Source organism: Desulfovibrio sp. 6_1_46AFAA, assembly GCF_000224635.1.
Classification (GTDB): domain Bacteria; phylum Desulfobacterota; class Desulfovibrionia; order Desulfovibrionales; family Desulfovibrionaceae; genus Desulfovibrio; species Desulfovibrio fairfieldensis.
This window is the reverse complement of record NZ_JH114304.1, coordinates 193,916-212,598: the sequence shown is the minus strand read 5'-3', so window position 1 is coordinate 212,598 and position 18,683 is coordinate 193,916. Positions and strand designations below refer to the sequence as shown.

Sequence of the window (18,683 nt, the reverse complement as noted above, 5' to 3'; positions counted from 1 at the left end):
GGCCCTCCGGGCTTCCTTTGGTCGCTTTGCCGGAATCCACGCCGCGTTGCTCTCGATACCCTTACGCCCTTTGGACTACAGGCACGGCCCTACGGGCCGCCCGTCGGGTCGGTCTTCGCGGCGCGCCGCATTGTGTGCGGCGTTAGAGCAATTTCACTTTGAAATTACTCTAAATAAACTCGTCCATGCGTCCGGACCTGACCTTCTGCAACAGGCGTTCCGCAGCGCCGCGCTCATGCTCCGGCAGGCCGTCCAGCTTTTCGGAAATCAGCTTTTCCCCCATCCGGCGGGTATAGGGCGTGGCGTAATTGAGCAGGAACTCCATGAACGAGGCCATGGAATTGGGCCCGCACTGGCTCTTCATGCCGCATTCCTGCACCATGGAGAGGAATTCATGGCCGCTGCGGCCCAGACGCGGACAGGCCGTACAGAAGGAAGGCAGGTGCCGGGCCTCTTCCAGCAGGAAGCGCACCACCTCGTCCACATGGCAATCCTCGCCGATGGGAAAGGGCGTTTTTTCGCCCGGCGCTTCAACCCAGCTCTCATACGGGTTGGCCACGCTGCCGGTGAGCAGTTGCGAGCAACCCGCATTGCAGCCGTCGCGCCAGAGCCCGGCGGGCTCCTTGGTGGTCAGCACGATGCCGGTATACGGCACGGCCAGACGGGTGATGGCCACGCAACGCAGATATTCCCCGTCGCTGAGCGGATAGGGCGTCTTGAACCGGCCGCCGGGCGTGGGGCGCAGGCGGTGCATGCTCACGGTGCGGCTGCCCGCGTCATAGACCCGCGTGAGATGCGCGGCGTGCAGCATGACGGCCAGCAGGTCGTACCGCCAGGGCCCCAGGCCCAGCAACAGGCCCAGGCCGACATCCCCTACCCCGGCCTGAAAAGCCGTGTCCGGGGCGTGCAGGCGGGCCAGGTAATCGCTCTTGGGGCCGCTCACATGCGCGGCGCGATAACTCGCCTCATGGTAGGTGTCCTGATAAATCAGCACCGTGCCCACGTCCGCGGCCTGCAGGAGGGCATACTCCTCAGCCTTCAGCGGGCCCACATTGATGTTGACCCGGCGGATCTCGCCCACGCCGTCAAAGGCGGTGTACAGCACGCTGACGGCTTCCTCAAGATATTCAACGTCCGCATTGGGCAGCTGGCCGCTGACCAGAAAAACCCGCTTGTGTCCCTGGCGGATCAGCTTGCGCCCGGCCTCGCGCATTTCCGGCGGGGTCATATATTTGCGCTCCACCGCCGTATTGCCGCGGCGGTTGGCGCAATAGAGACACTCGCTGCCGCAGTAGTTGGAAATGTGCAGCGGCGCGGAAAGCACAATGCGGTCGCCGTAGACTTTCTGTTTGACCTGATCCGCCGTATGCAGCAGCAGCGCCAGATGTTCGGCGTCGCTGACCCGCATCAGGGCGACGGCTTCCTGGATGCCCAGGGACTCCAGGGCCAGCGATTTATCCAGGATATCCCGCAGCTCGGCGCTGTCCGGCGCGCTTTCTCGGCTCAGGGCTTTTTCAATCGCTTGTGTGTCCAACCAGGGGGGCAACGTATCCGTGGGCATGCTGACCATCCTTACAGGCAGAAATAACAACAGGCGGCGCGGCCTTTATGGCCGGCCTTCCTCGCGTACGACGATATCTAGCATGGGGCGGGAAAAAATACTAGTTATTTATTTCACAGCCCATGCCCTCTGCATCTGGAGGCTTGCCGGACGCGCCGCGCGGTCCTACACTGCATCCGTTGCCATAGGGCGCGCCGGGCGGCACGTCCGGCACGATGCCGCCGTGCCCGCTATTTCCGGCCGCCGAGGAGAATAGACTATGCCGCGTTTTTACCAGCACCGGACCGTTGCCCGCCTGTTCGGACTGTTGCTTGCCGTCCTTGTTTTTGCCGCCGGAACGGCCCTGGCCGGGGCGCCCGCACAACCTGCACAGTCCGGCGAGAACGCGTCCGCGGCCTCTCCCCTGCGCGTGACCCTGCTGCTGGAACACGACGGCGGCCAACCCTGGACGGATTTGCTGCGCGCCGGTCTGGCCAAAGCGGAGCGTGATTTCCCTCTCCGGACCAAGGTGCTTGTCGCCCCGCCGGAAAGCGACCAGCAGGAAACCTTCCGCCAAGCCGCGCGGGAGTCGGATCTGGTCCTGGTGGCGTCCGACCGGCTGCACGAAATTCTGCGCAACAATGCCGCCAACTTCCGCAAGACCATGTTCGGCTGCATTGACGCGGGCATACGCGCGCCCAACATCATGTCCGTCACCTTTGCCGACGAGCAGGCAGCCTATCTGGCAGGGGCCGCGGCGGCCATGCTGACCGGCCGGACCGGCCTGCCCGGCATCAATCGGGACAAGACCGTGGGCTGGCTTTCCGGCGAGGACACGCCCGCGCTGCGCTCCCTGTTCAGCGGCTTCAGCGGGGGCGCGCAACTCATTGATCCGGAAATCCGGGTCATCAACGCCCTGGCCGGTTCCTTCACCGATGCCGGGACCGCCCGCAGGGAGGCGCGCCGCCTGCTGGACCAGGGCGCGGACGTGCTGGCGCTGGCCGCCGGCGCGGGCAACGAGGGGGCGCTGGCGGAAGCGCGGGAGCGCGGCATATATATTGTAGGCCTGGATACGGACCAGGCCCAAGTTCTGCCCGGCCATGTGCTTACCTCCATCCTGAAACGGGCGGACAGGGCCGTGTACGAAATCGTGGCCGCCGCGTCCCGTGGCAACTTTCAGGGCAAAAAAATCATCACCTACGACCTGGGCAACGATGGCGTGGGAATTACGGACCCGCGCGCCTTCACTGCCGCGGCGGGCCAGAACGCGCCGCCGGACCTGGAACGCCGCCTCAAGGAATTGCGCGCGGAGCTGCTGAGCGGCTCCATCCGCCTCAAATCCCTGCGGGCCCGCACCCTCTGCGATTGCCTCTGAAAATACGGGGCGGCGCTTTGGGAAAAAAGCCACACACGCCAGGCACAGGCCCGCCCATCGCGAGAAGAGGAGCGGACAGAGCCGTAACGCCAGGCCATATCACGACCGACGTATTTCCAAAGCCGCTATGGGGGCACACGGACGAAGAAAAAAACGTCTGGTGCGGCTTTCTGGGCGTATTTATAGGCATCCCTTCCCAGGCCGCCCCCGGTAACAAGTCACTTATGCATCATAAGTCGATATGGACTTACATGAAAACGGGAGGTTGAACGGACACAAGTCACAATCGACTTACTCTTGACTGAAGAACTTTGCGCGCCGCGCGGGCCCGGCGGAATAACCCGCTGCTATTGCACGGCATCCGGTTCACGTTCGATTTGGCACAAGGATTGCTTATATAGAAATGCAAGTGGCCGCCGTCAGACCCTCATTGCCAGTTCCGGCAGCATTCCGGGAGGTCGCCATGAGTTCCGGCCCTGCCAAAGAAAACGAAAAAACCGAATGCCGCGCGAGGCGCATGCCCGCCGGCTTCAGGGTTCTTCCCGGCCGCGGGAGCACGAAGACCGGCGCAAGCGGTTTCGGCCCCGGCGGCACAGCCGCGCGGATATTCCCGCAAGCGGCGTCCCCGGCCGCATGGCCGCCGGGGTGTTGAGCTGACCGTCGCCCTTCTTCGCCGCGTCGCGGAGGGGAAGGCAACCATTCCGGAAACCTTTTCTTTGGAGGAAATCATGGCCCAGTCCTTTAATGCCGCTGAACTGATCGCCGACGACAAAAAATACGTCTGGCATCACCTCACCCAGCACAAAGTCTTTGAAAAATCCGATCCCACTGTTTTTGTCGAAGGCAAGGGCATGCGGATCAAGGACATCTACGGCAAAGAGTATCTGGATGCCGTTTCCGGCGGCGTCTGGACGGTCAACCTCGGTTACGGCAACGAAACCCTGGTCAAGGCCGTGAGCGACCAGCTCATGCAGCTCTGCTACTTTGCCAACGGCTTCGGCAACATCCCCACCATCCAGTTCTCCAAAAAACTGATTGAGAAGATGCCCGGCATGAGCCGCGTGTATCTTTCCAACTCCGGTTCCGAAGCCAATGAAAAGGCCTTCAAGATCGTCCGCCAGATTTCCCAGCTCAAGCACGGCGGCAAGAAATACAAGATCGTCTACCGCAACCGCGACTACCACGGCACCACCATCACCACGCTGAGCGCCTGCGGCCAGGAAGAACGCAAGAACCAGTACGGCCCCTTCACCCCCGGCTTCGTGGAATTCCCGGCCTGCTCCGAATACCGTTCGCCCTACCCCGCCGGCACCACCAACCTGGGCGAAAAATTCGCCCGCGAGCTTGAAGCCGTGGTGCAGAAGGAAGATCCGGACACCGTGGGTGCCGTGATCATCGAGCCCATCACCGCTGGCGGCGGCGTCATCGTGCCGCCCGAAGGCTACTACGAAACCCTGACCGAAATCTGCAAGAAGTACGGCCTGCTGCTGATCATCGACGAAGTGGTCTGCGGCCTCGGCAGAACCGGCAAATGGTTCGGCTACCAGCACTTCAACGTCCAGCCCGACATCGTGACCATGGCCAAGGGCGTGGCCGCCGGTTACGCGCCCATTTCCTGCACCGTGACCACCGAGCAGGTCTTCCAGGACTTCCTGGCCGACCCCTCCGACCGCGACAGCTACTTCCGCGACATCAGCACCTTCGGCGGCTGCACCGCCGGTCCCGCCGCCGGTTACGCCAACATCAACTACATGGAAGAGCACAAGGTTCTCGAGAACGTCGTCAAGATGGGCGACTACCTCATGGACGGCCTGAAGGCTCTGGAAAAGAAGTACGAAATCATCGGCGACGTGCGCGGCAAGGGCCTGTTCTGCGGGCTCGAACTGGTCAAGAGCCGCACCACCAAGGAGCCCGTGTCCGAAGCCACGGCCGGAGCCGTGGTGGGCGAATGCATGAAGCAGGGCGTGATCATCGGCAAGACCAGCCGCTGCTTCCGCGAACTGAACAACACCCTTTGCCTGGCCCCGGCGCTGATCGCCGGCACGGCCGAGATCGACGAAATCCTGAAGGCTCTGGACAAGGCCTTCCAGGTGGTGAAGGCCTAACACGGATCATCGCATGTCCGCCGCGTTCCTCACGGAGCGCGGAGCAGCGTAGAAGGCCGTTCCCGCCGCCAGGCGCGGAACCGTCCTGAAACGGGGGACATGCCCGGGAGTTCATCCCCGCCCGGCATGTCCCCTTTTTGCAACATCGGCAACAAGCCGGCGATTCGCCCGGTTGTCTTGCGGCGGCCTCCACAGGTTCAGGCGGAAGTGTGCCCCGCCCTGGCCCGAGGCGGCCTGTAGGGAAGCTCCATACCATCAGCACTTCCAACGTATTAAGGAGTAGCATCCATGAAATTTCAAGGTATGACCATCGGTGTTCCCAAAGAAATCATGCCCGGCGAAGGCCGCGTTTCCTCCACCCCCGAGACTGTGAAAAAGATGGTCGCCGAAGGCGCCACCGTGCTCGTGCAGAAAACGGCCGGCGACGGCTCGTTCTTCTCCGATGACGAATATGTGGCCGCCGGCGCGACCATGGTTGACGGCGCGGAAGAAGTCTTCGCCAAAGCCGACGTCATCCTCAAGGTGAAGGAGCCCCTGTTCAACAAGGACGTGAACAAGCACGAAAGCGACATGCTGCGCGACGGGCAGTACCTGATCACCTTCCTGCATCCCGCCGCCCCGGTGAACCGCGAGCCCATGAAAAAGCTCCGCGACACCGGCTGCATCAGCCTGACCCTCGACGGCATTCCGCGTATTTCCCGCGCCCAGAGCATGGACGCCCTGACCTCCATGAGCACCGTGGCCGGATATAAGAGCGTGCTCATGGCCGCCAACTACATGAGCAAGTTCATGCCCATGGTCGGCACCGCCGTGGGCGTGATCAAGCCCGCCAACGTCGTGGTCATCGGCACCGGCGTGGCCGGCCTGCAGGCCGTGGCCACCGCCAAACGCCTGGGCGCCGTGGTCACCGCCATCGACATCCGTCCCGACGCCGCCGAACAGGCCAAGTCGCTGGGCGCCAAGGCTTTCGACACCGGCGTGCCCGCCAACGTGGCCGTCGGCGAGGGCGGCTACGCCCAGCGCCTGCCCGACGAATGGCTGGCCAAGGAAATCGAGGCCATCAAACCGGTCATCAAGGACGCCGACATGGTGATCCTCACCGCGCTGATTCCCGGCAAGCTCGCTCCGGTGCTGATCACCGAGGAAATGGTCAAATCCATGGCCCCCGGTTCCGTCATCGTGGACGTGGCCATCGACCAGGGCGGCAACTGCGCCCTGACCAAGGCCGGCGAGGAAATCACGGCCTACGGCGTGACCATCAGCGGCATCAAGAACATCCCCGGCATGATGCCCACCAGCTCCACCTGGATGTTCGCCCACAACATCTACAACCTGCTTGCCTTCCTGGCCAAGGACGGCAAGATCGTGCTGGATCGCGACGATCCCATCGTGGCTTCCTCGCTGACCACGATCAACAAGGAAATCGTCCACGCCGGCGCCAAAGAAGCCGGTCTGTAGGCATTGCGGAGGAGCGCGCGGCCCCTTGGCCGCGCGCTCCCCTCATCCGCGTTTACGGTGAGATTTTTAACTTGCGGAGGCAGCCCTCTTGAGCATGTTCATTCTTTTACTGGTCTTTGTCGCCGCGCTGGTCATCGGCTACAAGGTACTCAGCCATATTCCCAGCCTTTTGCATACGCCGTTGATGTCCAGCATGAATGCGCTCGACGGGGTCATCATTCTGGGCGCCCTGACGGCCACCCATCTTGCCACCACCCCCCTGGGCGCGTTCCTGGGCGGCTGCGGCATCGCGCTGGCCGTCACCAACGTTTTTGGCGGCTTCGACATCACCCACAAGATGTTGAAGATGATCGCGGGGAAAAAGCGCTAGCGGACTCTTTTCGCCGCCGTCCCGAATGACCCCTGAAAAATAGAGAGTTGTCTGCGAAATGAGCACCTTACTTTACAACGTCATTGCCGCCGTACTTGCTCTGGCCATCCTGTACGGCCTGAACCTGATGAGCAACGTCAAGACGGCCGTGCGCGGCAATATCCTCAGCGCCGCGGCCATGGCCTGCGCCATTCTCATCACCATGTACAAGGACAATTCGCTCGGCTCTCCGACCCTCTGGGTGGCGATAGCATTGGGCACGGCCTTCGGCCTGTTCCTGTCCAACAAGGTCAAGATGATCCAGATGCCCCAGCTGGTGGCCTTCCTGCACGGCTTCGGCGGCGGCGCCGCGGCCCTGGTGGGCCTGATCATGCTGACGGACGTGGGCACGCCCTCCGCATTCCATCGCATTGACGCCTGTCTCGCTCTCTGCTCGGGCATGACGACCATCGCGGGCTCCTTTGTGGCGGCGGGCAAACTGCACCAGCTGCTGCCGCAGCGGCCCATCGTGCTCTCCAACCACAGTCGGATCATCAACATCCTGCTGGGCATCATGCTCGTTGCCCTGTGCATTTACAACATTGCGCCGACGTTCCTTCCCTGGTTCTTCATCTTTGTGATGTTCGCCACCGGCGCGCTGTTCGGCATCGTCTTCACCATCCGGGTGGGCGGCGCGGACATGCCCATCACCATTTCCCTGCTCAACTCCATGGGCGGCATTTCCTGCGCCATCGCCGGTTTCGCTGTGTCCGACCCGCTGCTCATCGCCGTGGGCGGCATTGTGGGTTCCGCCGGTCTGATGCTCACCCGCGTCATGTGCAAGGCCATGAACCGCAAGCTGATGCCCATCCTGCTGGGCCAATCCTCCGTGGCCGGCAAATCCGGCGTCCGGACGGCAGCCGCCGCCAAAGCGCCCGCGTCCCAGGCCCCCAAGGCCGCGCAGCCCGCTCAGGCCGCCGCGCAGAAGGACGCTGAAATCGCCAAGCTGCTGACCACGGCCAAGAACGTGATCATCGTGCCCGGCTACGGCATGGCCCTGGCCCAGGCCCAGCACAAGGTCAAACAGCTGGCCGACGCCCTGGAAGCCAGAGGCGCCAAGGTCAATTACGCCATTCATCCCGTGGCGGGCCGCATGCCCGGTCACATGAATGTGCTTCTGGCCGAAGCCAATGTGGATTACGAGCATCTGCTGGAAATGGACACGGTCAATCCCATGTTCGCGGACGCCGATCTGGTCGTGGTGGTGGGCGCCAACGACGTGGTCAACCCGGCGGCCAACACCGCCGAAGGCACCCCCATTTACGGCATGCCCATTCTGGAAGCGGACAAGGCCAAGGCCGTGATCATCTGCAACTATGATGAAAAGCCCGGCTACGCCGGGGTGCCCAACCCGCTTTACACCAAGCCCGGCGTTTACATGCTGCTGGGCGACGCGGCCAAGACCGTGGGCGCGCTGGCCGGTTACGCCGCCGGACAGGCTCCCGCTTCCGCTGCCGCCGCTCCGGCCGAAACGGGCGCGGCGGATACCGCCGCCGAGGCCGCCCGCCTGCTGACCACGGCCAAGAACGTGATCATTGTGCCCGGCTACGGCATGGCCCTGGCCCAGGCCCAGCACAAGGTCAAGCAGCTGGCCGACGCCCTGGAGGCCAGAGGCGCCAAGGTCAATTACGCCATCCATCCCGTGGCGGGCCGCATGCCCGGCCATATGAACGTGCTCCTGGCCGAAGCCAATGTGGATTACGAGCACCTGCTGGAAATGGACACGGTCAATCCCATGTTCCCGGATGCCGATCTGGCCATCATCATCGGCGCCAACGACGTGGTCAACCCGGCGGCCAACACCGCCGAAGGCACCCCCATTTACGGCATGCCCATTCTGGAAGTGGACAAGGCCAAGGCCGTGATCGTCTGCAACTACGATGAAAAGCCCGGTTACGCCGGTGTGGACAACCCGCTTTACACCAAGCCCGGCGTAATCATGATGCTGGGCGACGCCGCCCAGACCGTGGGCGCGCTGGCCGGTTACGCCGCCGGGCAGGTTCCCGCTTCCGCTGCCGCCGCCCAGGCCGAGCCCGCCAAAGACGCCGACTCGGAGGCCGCCCGCCTGCTGACCACGGCCAAGAAGGTGATCATCGTGCCCGGCTACGGCATGGCCCTGGCCCAGGCTCAGCACAAGGTCAAGCAACTGGCCGACGCGCTGGAAGAACGCGGCGCCGAAGTCGACTACGCCATCCATCCCGTGGCGGGCCGCATGCCCGGCCACATGAATGTGCTCCTGGCCGAGGCCAACGTGGATTACGAGCACCTGCTGGAGATGGACACGGTCAATCCCATGTTCGCGGACGCGGACCTGGTGGTCATCGTGGGCGCCAACGACGTGGTCAATCCGGCGGCCAACACCGCCGAAGGCACCCCCATTTACGGCATGCCCATTCTGGAAGCGGACAAGGCCAAGGCCGTGATCATCTGCAACTATGATGAAAAGCCCGGCTACGCCGGTGTGGACAACCCGCTTTACACCAAGCCCGGCGTAATCATGATGCTGGGCGACGCCGCCCAGACCGTGGGCAACCTGGTCAAGCTCGCATCGGGCGCGGCGCCCGCCGCGTCTGCCGAGGCGGCCCCGGAAAAGGCGGAAGCCCAGGACGCCACACAGGCGCTCAAGACCGCCAAGAACGTGATCATCGTGCCCGGCTACGGCATGGCCCTGGCCCAGGCCCAGCACAAGGTCAAGCAATTGGCCGATGTGCTGGAGGAACACGGCGCCACGGTCAATTACGCCATCCATCCCGTGGCGGGCCGCATGCCCGGCCACATGAACGTGCTTCTGGCCGAAGCCAACGTGGATTACGAGCATCTGCTGGAAATGGACACGGTCAATCCCATGTTCGCGGACGCGGACCTGGTGATCATCGTGGGCGCCAACGACGTGGTCAACCCGGCGGCCAACACCGCCGAAGGCACCCCCATTTACGGCATGCCCATTCTGGAAGCGGACAGGGCCAAGGCCGTGATCATCTGCAACTATGACGAAAAGCCCGGTTACGCGGGCGTGGACAACCCCCTCTATACCAAGCCCGGCGTCACCTTGCTGCTGGGCGACGCCGGAGCCAGCCTGGACAAGCTGCTGGCCATGGCGCGTTGACACAAACAGGATCAATGGCGGAGCGGCATCTGCCGCTCCGCCCTCGCGGCTGGCACGGCCGCAATGGCGTCATAAAACATGTGCCATCTTTCACAAATTTTTCGGCAAAAACCCAAAGAGAGGTGACAATGCTCAAATAAACCCGTATGTTGTTCCCATCTGACAAGGGAAATAAAGGCATCGCCGCGTTGCAACGGGCACTTCCGCGCCTGTCGCGCCCCCCTATGCCGGGGATATGGACGCGGTAGAAGTACGTATAGTGAAATTTTACTCTTTCTTTAGTTTACAGCTTACCGGTTTGAGGCAAAACCCCAACCGGGGTTCACAAAGGAGTCCCACGGAGTCCCTCACGTCAACGCAAGGAGCTGCCAGTGCCCTGTCAGGAAGAAGCTGACGTCAAAATCCGGGTGAATAATCTCACCAAACGTTTTGGCGCTCTCACCGTTCTTGATGGCATCAACTTCACCATCAAAAAAGGGGAGTTACTGGCCATCGTCGGTCCCACCGGTTGCGGCAAGACCACATTTCTGAACTGCCTGTCCAAGCTGATGCCCGCCACGGAGGGTGATATCCTCATCGACGGGCAGGAAGCCAATCCCAAAAAACACAACATCGCCTACGTCTTTCAGGAACCCACCTGCCTGCCTTGGCGCACCGTGCGCGAAAATGTGGCTTACGGCATGGAAGTCAAAGGGGTTCCCAAAGCCGAGCGCGAACAGCGCGCCTCGGACATCATGGATCTTGTCGGCCTTTCCTCCTGCGCCGACCTCTATCCCAACCAGGTTTCAGCCAGCATGATGCAGCGCATCGCGGTGTCGCGCGCTTTCGCCGTGAACCCCGATCTGCTGCTCATGGACGAGCCATACGGACAGTTGGACGTGAAGCTGCGTTTCTACCTTGAAGACGAGCTGGTCAATCTCTGGCAAAAGCTGAACAGCACCATCCTCTTCGTCACGCACAATATCGAGGAGGCCGTGTACGTGGCCGAGCGCATTCTGGTGCTGACCAACAAGCCCACCAAGGTCAAGGCGGAAATCCAGGTGGACCTGCCCCGCCCCCGCAAACTTATTGATCCCAGATTTGTGGAGCTGCGCAGGCAGGTCACGGAACTTATCCGCTGGTGGTGAGGCGCGCGCCTGACCATACCAACGCAGCCCGGAGGATGTTATGGCTTATCAGACTGTCGTTGTAAAAGAACCGCCTCTGCTTCGAGCGCTCCCCTATATCAGCATTATCGCCTTTTTCCTTATCTGGGAAACCGCGGTGCGCTCGGGCATGATTCCCCAGACTCTGCTGGCCGCCCCCAGCCAGGTTTTCGACGCCTTCATAGACAAACTGACCAACCCCAACCCCGACGGCGCCGTGATGGCGACCCACTTCAAGACCAGCTTGCAGGAAGCCGCCATCGGTTACGTGCTGGCGCTGCTGGTGGGCCTGCCCCTGGGCCTGGCCATGGGCTGGTTCAAAGTGGCCGAAGGCCTGTTCCGCCCCATTTTCGAACTCATCCGGCCCATCCCGCCCATCGCGTGGATTCCCCTCACCGTGTTCTGGTTCGGCATCGGTCTGACCGGCAAGGTGTTCATCATCTGGATCGCGGGCATTGTGCCCTGCGTGATCAACGCCTACGTGGGCGTGCGCATGACCAGCCCGGTGCTGATCCAGATGGCCAGAACCTACGGAGCCAATGACTGGCAGATTTTCACCCAGTTGTGCATCCCGTCCTCGCTGCCCATGGTTTTCGGCGCGCTCCAGCTTGCTCTGGCCTACTGCTGGACCAACCTGGTGGGCGCGGAACTGCTGGCCGCCGACTCCGGCCTGGGCTTCCTCATCACCATGGGCGGACGCGTGGCCCGGCCTGACCTGATCGTGCTCGGCATGATCTGCGTGGGCGTTTCCGGCGCCATCATCGGGATCATCATCGACTATATCGAAAAGAGGCTGCTGGCCGGCATCAGGAGGTAATTCATGGCGTCTTCATCCATTGCCAACGAAACCGTCGACCATGCGGCTGAACGCGGACGGTTTACGCTCTATAAACTGATTACCAACACGTACTTCCTGTATTGCGTGTCCATTGTGGCCTTTTTCTCGCTCTGGCACTGGACCGCGGCTGAAAAAATCTTCCGCGACTCCCTGGCCACGCCCGCCCAGGTGCTGGATCAGATGATCCGCCTGACCGGCATGAAATTCGCGGGCACCAACCTCTGGGGCCACATCTGGGCCAGCTTCCAGCGCGTCATCATCGGCTTTATCCTGGCCAGCGTCGTGGCCGTGCCTCTGGGCCTGTTCATGGCTTTGAACAAAACAGTCCACGGCATCGTCAAGCCGCTCTTCGACCTGTTCAAGCCCATGCCGCCCATCGCCTGGGTGTCCATCGCCATTTTGTGGTTCGGCATCGGCGAATTCTCCAAGGTCTTCATCATCATCATCGGCACCTTCGTGCCCTGCCTGCTGAACGCTTACAATGGCGTGCGCCTGGTGGACCCGGACCTGTACGACGTCATCCGCGTGCTCGGCGGCAAGCGCCGGGACGAAATCTTCCACGTCTGCTTCCCGGCCTCCTTCCCGGCGGTTTTCGCGGGCCTGCAGATCTCGCTCAGCGCGGCCTGGACCTGCGTGCTGGCCGCCGAACTGATGAACTCCCGCGACGGTCTGGGCTTCCTGATCAAGCGCGGCATGGACACGCACAATCCCTCCCTGGTCCTCAGCGGCATGCTGCTCATCGCGGCGGCGGCCTGGATCAGCTCTCTGGGCGTCTCCCTTCTCGAGCGCAAGCTCTGCCCCTGGAAGCGCAGCATCGACAACGTCTAAGCGACAGAAGGATAGACACATGAGCCAACAGAACGCCAAATGTCCTCCGGTTCTGAAAATCCACTGCGAGGACATCAGCAAGACCTTCATCCAGAAGGGCAACCAGGAAGTGCCGGTCATCAAGGACATTACCCTGGACGTCTATGAAAACGAGTTCCTGGTGGTGCTCGGCCCCGGCCAGAGCGGCAAGTCCACCCTGCTGAAGATCATCGCGGGCCTGGAAATCCCGGACAAGGGCTACGTCACCCTGGACGGCGAGCCGATCACCGGCCCCGGGCCGGACCGCGGCATCGTCTTCCAGAGCTACATGCTCTTCGCCTGGAAAACCGTGCGCGACAACGTGGAGCTGGGCCTCAAGCTGCGCAAAGTGCCCGCGGCCGAGCGCCACAACATCGCGAACCACTACATCAAGATGGTGGGCCTGGAAGGGTTTGAAAACCACTACCCCCACCAGTTGTCGGGCGGCATGAAGCAGCGCGTGGGCATCGCACGGGCCTATGCCAACTCGCCCAAGGTCATGCTGCTGGACGAACCCTTCGGCCAGCTCGACGCCCAGACCCGCATGTACATGCAGGTGGAAACCGCCCGCATCTGGGAACAGGACAAACGCACGGTGCTCTTCGTCACCAACAACATCGACGAAGCACTCTTCCTGGGCGACCGCATCGTGCTGATGGAAGGCAAGCTGCCCGGCACCATCAAGACGGAGTACACCGTCAATCTGCCCCGTCCGCGCGAGCACACTTCCATGGAACTGCTGGAACTACGCGAAGAGATCATCGCCAACACCGAACTGATTCTCTGAGGAAACAGGCATGAGCACAGCCACCCTGATGTTCAATCTGCTGGCGGGCACCGTGGGTGCCGTTGCCGTCTGGCTGGCGGTGCGCGCGCTCTGCGCGCGGCTCGCCGGGCGCGGCAAAACGCCCGCCTCGGGCCCGGCCCGGACGGGCGGGCGGATGGACAAGCAGACGGACGGGCAGACGGATGCACAGGCGGACAGCCCCGAAGCCGTCGCACGCATCTACCGCCGCGTGCTTGCGCGGCGGCTGGGCGGCCTGCTGCTCTGCCTGGCGGCTTTCGGCGCGTGGCTGGCCGGAGCCCACTGGATTGTAAGCCTGCTTCTGGCCGGAGCCAGCTGTCTGCTGCAATATCTTGCCTACCGCCTGCGCACCTGCTATGCTTTAGCCATAACCAGGCAGAGACAGGCCGCCGCGGAACAGGCTTTGGGGCATGCCCCGGCGGACGGCGAAAGCGAAAACGCGCCCCGGCCCGACCAGAAAACAGCACGCCTTACGGACGGAAGCTCTTCGGAGCTGCTACATAGCATGGGTAAAGGGTTATAGCCGTAGCCGTAGACGGCCCGTGTCCGGACTGTACGGAACGCGCGCGAGTGCGACCACCCGGATTAACCGTTATTCTGGAGGACGAGTATGTTGAAAAAATGGATTGCCCTGGCAATGGCCGCCGTGTTTGTTCTGAGCATCTCCGGCGCCGCCATGGCCGCCGGGAAACTGGTGAAAGTGCCCACCGCGTGGATGGACGAGCACGAAACCTTCCTGATGTGGTATGCCAAGGAAAAAGGCTGGGATAAAGAAGCCGGTCTGGACGTTGAAATCAAATACTTCAACTCCGGCGCCGACATTCTGAACGCTCTGCCTTCCGGCGAATGGGTCTTCGCGGGCATGGGCGCCGTGCCGGCCATGCTGGGCAACCTGCGTTACGACACCATCATCATTGCCAACGGCAACGATGAATCCATGACCAACGGCGTGGTGGTCCGCAAGGACAGCCCCATCTCCAAAGTCAAGGGCTGGAACAAAGACTACCCCGACGTGCTGGGCAGCCCCGAGACCGTGAAGGGCAAGACCTTCCTGGTCACCACCGTGAGCTCCGCCCACTACGCCCTTTCCTCCTGGCTGAACGTGCTGGGTCTCAAGGACAGCGACGTGGTCATCAAGAACATGGACCAGGCCCAGGCCGTGGGCGCGTTTGAAAACAACATCGGCGACGGCGTGGCCCTGTGGGCGCCGCACCTCTTCCTGGCCATGGACAAGGGCGGCGTGCTGGCCGCCGACCTCAAGATGTGCAAAAAGGGCAACCCCATCGTGCTGATTGCCGATGCCAAGTATGCCAATGCCCATCCTGAGATCACCGCCAAGTTCCTGGGCATTTACCTGCGCGCCGTGAACATGCTCCAGAAGGAAAGCGCCGAAAGCCTGGTGCCCGAATACCGTCGTTTCTTCCTGGAATGGGCCGGCAAGGACTATGCCAAGGAGCTGGCCCTGAAGGACATCCAGAAGCACCCCGTGTACAACCTGGAAGAACAGCTGGTCATGTTTGACGACTCCAAGGGCCAGAGCCCGGCTCAGAAGTGGCAGGGCGAAATCGCCGAATTCTTCACCACCGTGGGCCGCATCACCCCCGAGGAAGCCAAGAAGGTTCACGACGGCAAGTACGCCACCAACAAGTTCCTGAAGATGGTTCAGACCCCCATCCCTTCCTACAAGTAAACGAAACGCCGTAATCCGCTGTTGCGGATGATCAAAGAGCCCTTCTTCCCCGGAAGAAGGGCTCGCTTTTTTACTTACAGTGTTTTGTGAAAATGCCTGTCGGGTGCGTAACCGGACCAAAGCGCGGAAGCTTGCCGCGCGACGTGACACCGCCATAACGCTGCCGCGCGGTCAAGGCTTGCAGAATATAGCGGAAGCGATTGAGGTACTCGGAGAAAACAGAAATCAAGCCTTGCTTCTCGCCGGATTCAATAGCATTGAATGACTCTGAAAGTGGCGGGAACGGTGGACAACGCAACGCCCATATCAAAACAAGGGCACACCAAAAACAATTATCAAGAAGATTGTCATCGCAGGTTATTTGCCGTGGCTTCACCACTCCCGGCAAGGGCGTCATGCTGCCGCATGCTGTGCGAATCCCGCGCCAAGCAGTTAGCGATCCAGACTTTGACCAACGCTTGGCGGCTGATTCCAAGATGGGCGGCTTCACGATCAAGAGAATTTACCATCCAGGTGGGGAAGTCCACATTGACCTTCTGGGTTTTCCGATTGGGGCGTGTCGCCTTGGACAGATCAGCATAGGGCATGACGCTCTCCCCTTCATCAAACAATTTATCAAACTCACTCGCTTTCATAGGCAGCAACCTCGTCTTTTCGCGCACGGCGAACCGAAATAAGCCTGACCGATGTATGACGACAAGTTATGATGGCAGTCCAGCATTTACCACCAAGAACGCCCACACAGGCTTTTCGGGGTTCATCTTCAAAGTTCAAAGGCATAACAAGCAGGTCTTCATCAGACCAGAGCCCTTTGGCTTCCTCAAAATCCAAGCCATGCTTGACTTTGTTGGAAGAACTTTTGGCGGGGTCATATTCAAACTTCATATAAAATAGTATGAAAAATATATCTTTTGTCAAGATGGTTCGCGCCCCTGCAGGGTCATTCCGTTCTCCGTCCACCGGCAGGATTATTCTGTATTTATAATAAGTTACCTTTCAAAGGCAATTCTTCTATGGGCATTCCGCCCTGATGGGGTTTAGCGCGCCCTGCAGGCACAGGGCAAAATAAAACAGCGAGTGGAGAACGGAATGCCCCTGGGGGGCAGGGCAGACGCATCTAGAGCAGGTTAACTTTGAAATTTTACAAATTTCAAAGTCGGCATTCTGGCGAAAAACATGGTTTTCGCCAGAATCCACGCCGCTTCGCGGCGCGCCTCACCGTGTTCGGCGTTAGAGCATTTCAAAGTTGAAATGCTCTAAAAAGTCTTTATTCCCCGATAGATTGGGGAACGAACAAAAAAGAGACGAAGCCACCTTTGCTCTGCCGGAGCGAAGCGCAGGCGGATGGCTGGTGCCGGGAGAATCCTAAAACATGCGCAAGCCGTTGCCGCGTCAGCGGCTTGCTTGAGCCGTTCACGGCGAAGCCGTGTTACGGCTCACAAGTTCGCCTACGGCTAAAGCTCCTGCGTCGCAACGGCTGGAGCATGGGGCTGCGCGGCATTTGCTGCGGGAGCTTCCTTCGCAACGCTCAGGCGATATCGCTGCTGTCTTCATCCGTAAGGCGGCCTTGCCGCCAACGGCTGAAGCCTCCCTCCGCGCCGCGCAATACCATCTACTGACGGTCGTTGAGAAGGAGATGTTCAGCCGTTGGATATTGGCACGCGGCGATTTCGGGGCGCAGCGAGCCACGCGAGCAAGACCCGTGGGACGCCGCGTCAGCGTGTTACGACAATCACGCGGGGGGCGGGGGTTGCAAGGGGCCTAGGGGGGACGCGCAGGCCCCCCGGCCCCTGCCCACGCCGGAGGCGGCCCAAACGCCGGGAGGCGTAAAGTCTCCGTGCCCGGAGGGCAAAATAAAACAACGGGTGGAGAACAGAATGCCCTTGGGGGCAGGGCAGACGCATCTAAAAAGCCTTTATTCCCCGATAGATCGGGGAACGAACAAAAAGAGGCGAAGCTACCTTTACTCCGCCGGAGCGAAGCGCAGGCGGATGGCTGGTGCCGGGAGAATCCTAAAAAATAAGATTTTTGCGTGCCGGCAAGGAAAATGGCGCTTTTTGCGCGGAATGTACTCAAGTACATGAGCAGCAAAAAGCGCCAGATGACGCAGCCAGCACACAAAAGGCTGGTTTTGACGGATCATCACGGCAAATAAAAGGCCTGCAAAGCCTGGAATTAGATGCGTCTGCCCTGCCCCTGAGAGGCTACGCACTTGACGGCTATTTTTTCTATGTCTAAGCTGGGTTCAGGTGATTCGTACCCACCTTCCACGAGCGGCTACCATCCCGACAGTATGGCTTTTTTGCGCCCTTTGGTTGGCGCTACAGGCTATCTATTGCCGGGTGCTATGGTTATGTCCAGGCCGAAAGGCTAAAAGCCATAAACCGCTCTCGTGGGCGGGTACGACACCCGGCATTACTATTGTAGGCAATGCCAATCGTACAAATCACGAGGTGCCTTATGCCCCATCATTTTCCGAGCGCTGCTCCGCAGCCGCAGTCGCCAACGCCCCCTTCTCAGAGTCATTCCGAACTGGCGGAACGGATCGCAAGATTCCAGACCGCCGCCCAGGACCTGTTGGCCATGTATGAACCGGCAGGACAGGGCAGCGGGCTCACCCCGCGTCCCGGCCCGATTCGGACGGCGAAACCCGCTGCTACTACCTTTCAGCGGGAGCGGTGCAGCACGAGCGTAACCTTTTGAAACAATACAGCGCGAAAGATTTTCGCGACCTGCTGGCGGAAACCTATATGCTCCTGGTGGGCGTGGTCAAAATAATGAAAAGCACGCACCATGACGTGCGCGTGAAAGGCTATGTCATTGCCAGCCTGGGCTGCCTCCTTGAGCAGGCGTCCAATCTGGTGTTGCGAATGCGGAATGTCTACGAGAAGATGGAAAGGGTCAACCGGTAATCAGCTCCCGATCTCTTTTAGTGTCGCCATTTTTTCAATCAAAACCACCCGCATAGCGGGTGGTTTGCTCCAGCCCTATAAGGGCTTGTTACCGGCCAGCGTCTAAAGGCGCTGGCTTTCACTTTGTTCAAGCCCAGTGCCCTTGCCGCTTTGGCTTACCCCTGGAAGGGGTTTTGGTATTCTCGGGTACTTACTCGATCTTGCAGAATATCATGCTTCTCTTGCTGCTGAATGTATTTTTTGACCGTTACCTCATTGAGTCCTACCGTACTGACGAAATATCCTTCCGCCAAGAATTTCCTATTGCCAAATTTGTACTTCAGGTTTGCATGCTTATCGAAAATCATCAATGAGCTTTTTCCTTTCAGGTACCCCATGAAACTTGATACACTGATTTTTGGAGGAATACTCACCAGCATGTGCACATGATCCGGCATGAGATGGCCCTCGATAA

Annotated in this window: 16 protein-coding genes; 12 read left to right on the top strand and 4 right to left on the bottom strand. The window is 60.7% G+C overall.

The features are described from left to right. Positions 1–169: 169 nt before the first annotated feature. Positions 170–1,561, bottom strand: a complete 1,392-nt coding sequence (gene hydG / locus HMPREF1022_RS13620; protein ID WP_008685292.1) for a [FeFe] hydrogenase H-cluster radical SAM maturase HydG — start codon at positions 1,559–1,561, stop codon at positions 170–172. Between the two features lie 259 nt (positions 1,562–1,820). Here hydG and HMPREF1022_RS13615 point away from each other — a divergent pair, with 259 nt between their 5' ends. From HMPREF1022_RS13615 to HMPREF1022_RS13565, 11 genes are all read left to right on the top strand, one after another. Further along, positions 1,821–2,915 (top strand): BMP family lipoprotein, encoded by a 1,095-nt coding sequence (locus HMPREF1022_RS13615; protein ID WP_009303544.1) that lies wholly within the window; start codon positions 1,821–1,823, stop codon positions 2,913–2,915. 728 nt (positions 2,916–3,643) lie between these two features. After that, positions 3,644–5,020: a taurine--pyruvate aminotransferase gene (gene tpa / locus HMPREF1022_RS13610; RefSeq protein WP_008685288.1), complete on the top strand. Its 1,377-nt coding sequence runs from the start codon at positions 3,644–3,646 to the stop codon at positions 5,018–5,020. Positions 5,021–5,308: 288 nt separating this feature from the next. Further along, positions 5,309–6,478, top strand: a complete 1,170-nt coding sequence (locus HMPREF1022_RS13605; RefSeq protein WP_009303542.1) for an NAD(P) transhydrogenase subunit alpha — start codon at positions 5,309–5,311, stop codon at positions 6,476–6,478. A 94-nt stretch (positions 6,479–6,572) separates the two neighbouring features. Beyond that, the gene (locus HMPREF1022_RS13600) at positions 6,573–6,848 is read left to right on the top strand and encodes an NAD(P) transhydrogenase subunit alpha (RefSeq protein WP_020990346.1); all 276 of its coding nucleotides are present in this window, start codon (positions 6,573–6,575) and stop codon (positions 6,846–6,848) included. A 58-nt stretch (positions 6,849–6,906) separates the two neighbouring features. Next, positions 6,907–9,993: an NAD(P)(+) transhydrogenase (Re/Si-specific) subunit beta gene (locus HMPREF1022_RS13595; RefSeq protein WP_009303540.1), complete on the top strand. Its 3,087-nt coding sequence runs from the start codon at positions 6,907–6,909 to the stop codon at positions 9,991–9,993. Positions 9,994–10,364: 371 nt separating this feature from the next. After that, the gene (locus tag HMPREF1022_RS13590) at positions 10,365–11,120 is read left to right on the top strand and encodes an ABC transporter ATP-binding protein (RefSeq protein ID WP_008685278.1); all 756 of its coding nucleotides are present in this window, start codon (positions 10,365–10,367) and stop codon (positions 11,118–11,120) included. A gap of 40 nt (positions 11,121–11,160) precedes the next feature. Further along, on the top strand, positions 11,161–11,955 hold the full coding sequence (locus tag HMPREF1022_RS13585; RefSeq protein WP_008685277.1) for an ABC transporter permease: 795 nt from the start codon (positions 11,161–11,163) through the stop codon (positions 11,953–11,955). 3 nt (positions 11,956–11,958) lie between these two features. Continuing rightward, entirely contained in the window at positions 11,959–12,804 is an 846-nt protein-coding gene (locus HMPREF1022_RS13580; RefSeq protein ID WP_008685276.1) for an ABC transporter permease, read from the top strand. A gap of 19 nt (positions 12,805–12,823) precedes the next feature. Beyond that, positions 12,824–13,609, top strand: a complete 786-nt coding sequence (locus HMPREF1022_RS13575) for an ABC transporter ATP-binding protein (RefSeq protein ID WP_008685275.1) — start codon at positions 12,824–12,826, stop codon at positions 13,607–13,609. 10 nt (positions 13,610–13,619) lie between these two features. After that, positions 13,620–14,150 (top strand): hypothetical protein, encoded by a 531-nt coding sequence (locus HMPREF1022_RS13570; RefSeq protein WP_009303539.1) that lies wholly within the window; start codon positions 13,620–13,622, stop codon positions 14,148–14,150. Positions 14,151–14,237: 87 nt separating this feature from the next. Beyond that, positions 14,238–15,317 carry an ABC transporter substrate-binding protein gene (locus tag HMPREF1022_RS13565; RefSeq protein WP_008685273.1) on the top strand — a complete coding sequence of 360 codons (1,080 nt, stop codon included), beginning with the start codon at positions 14,238–14,240 and terminating at the stop codon, positions 15,315–15,317. Positions 15,318–15,664: 347 nt separating this feature from the next. Here the strand turns inward: HMPREF1022_RS13565 and brnA are convergent, their stop codons facing one another. Together brnA and HMPREF1022_RS17605 are read right to left on the bottom strand one after the other, a co-directional pair. Beyond that, on the bottom strand, positions 15,665–15,952 hold the full coding sequence (gene brnA, locus HMPREF1022_RS13560) for a type II toxin-antitoxin system BrnA family antitoxin (RefSeq protein WP_009303538.1): 288 nt from the start codon (positions 15,950–15,952) through the stop codon (positions 15,665–15,667). Continuing rightward, positions 15,939–16,235 carry a BrnT family toxin gene (locus tag HMPREF1022_RS17605; RefSeq protein ID WP_232221613.1) on the bottom strand — a complete coding sequence of 99 codons (297 nt, stop codon included), beginning with the start codon at positions 16,233–16,235 and terminating at the stop codon, positions 15,939–15,941. Before HMPREF1022_RS17605 ends, brnA begins: the two co-directional genes overlap by 14 nt. A 1,781-nt stretch (positions 16,236–18,016) precedes the next feature. Between HMPREF1022_RS17605 and HMPREF1022_RS13550 the strand changes: the two genes are divergently transcribed. After that, positions 18,017–18,229, top strand: coding sequence for a hypothetical protein (locus tag HMPREF1022_RS13550; RefSeq protein WP_232221612.1), 213 nt, complete (start codon positions 18,017–18,019; stop codon positions 18,227–18,229). A 155-nt stretch (positions 18,230–18,384) separates the two neighbouring features. On the opposite strand, the gene tnpA is transcribed toward HMPREF1022_RS13550, so the two are convergent. Further along, on the bottom strand, positions 18,385–18,683 hold a 299-nt coding region (gene tnpA / locus HMPREF1022_RS13545; RefSeq protein WP_035061824.1), incomplete at its 5' end, for an IS200/IS605 family transposase.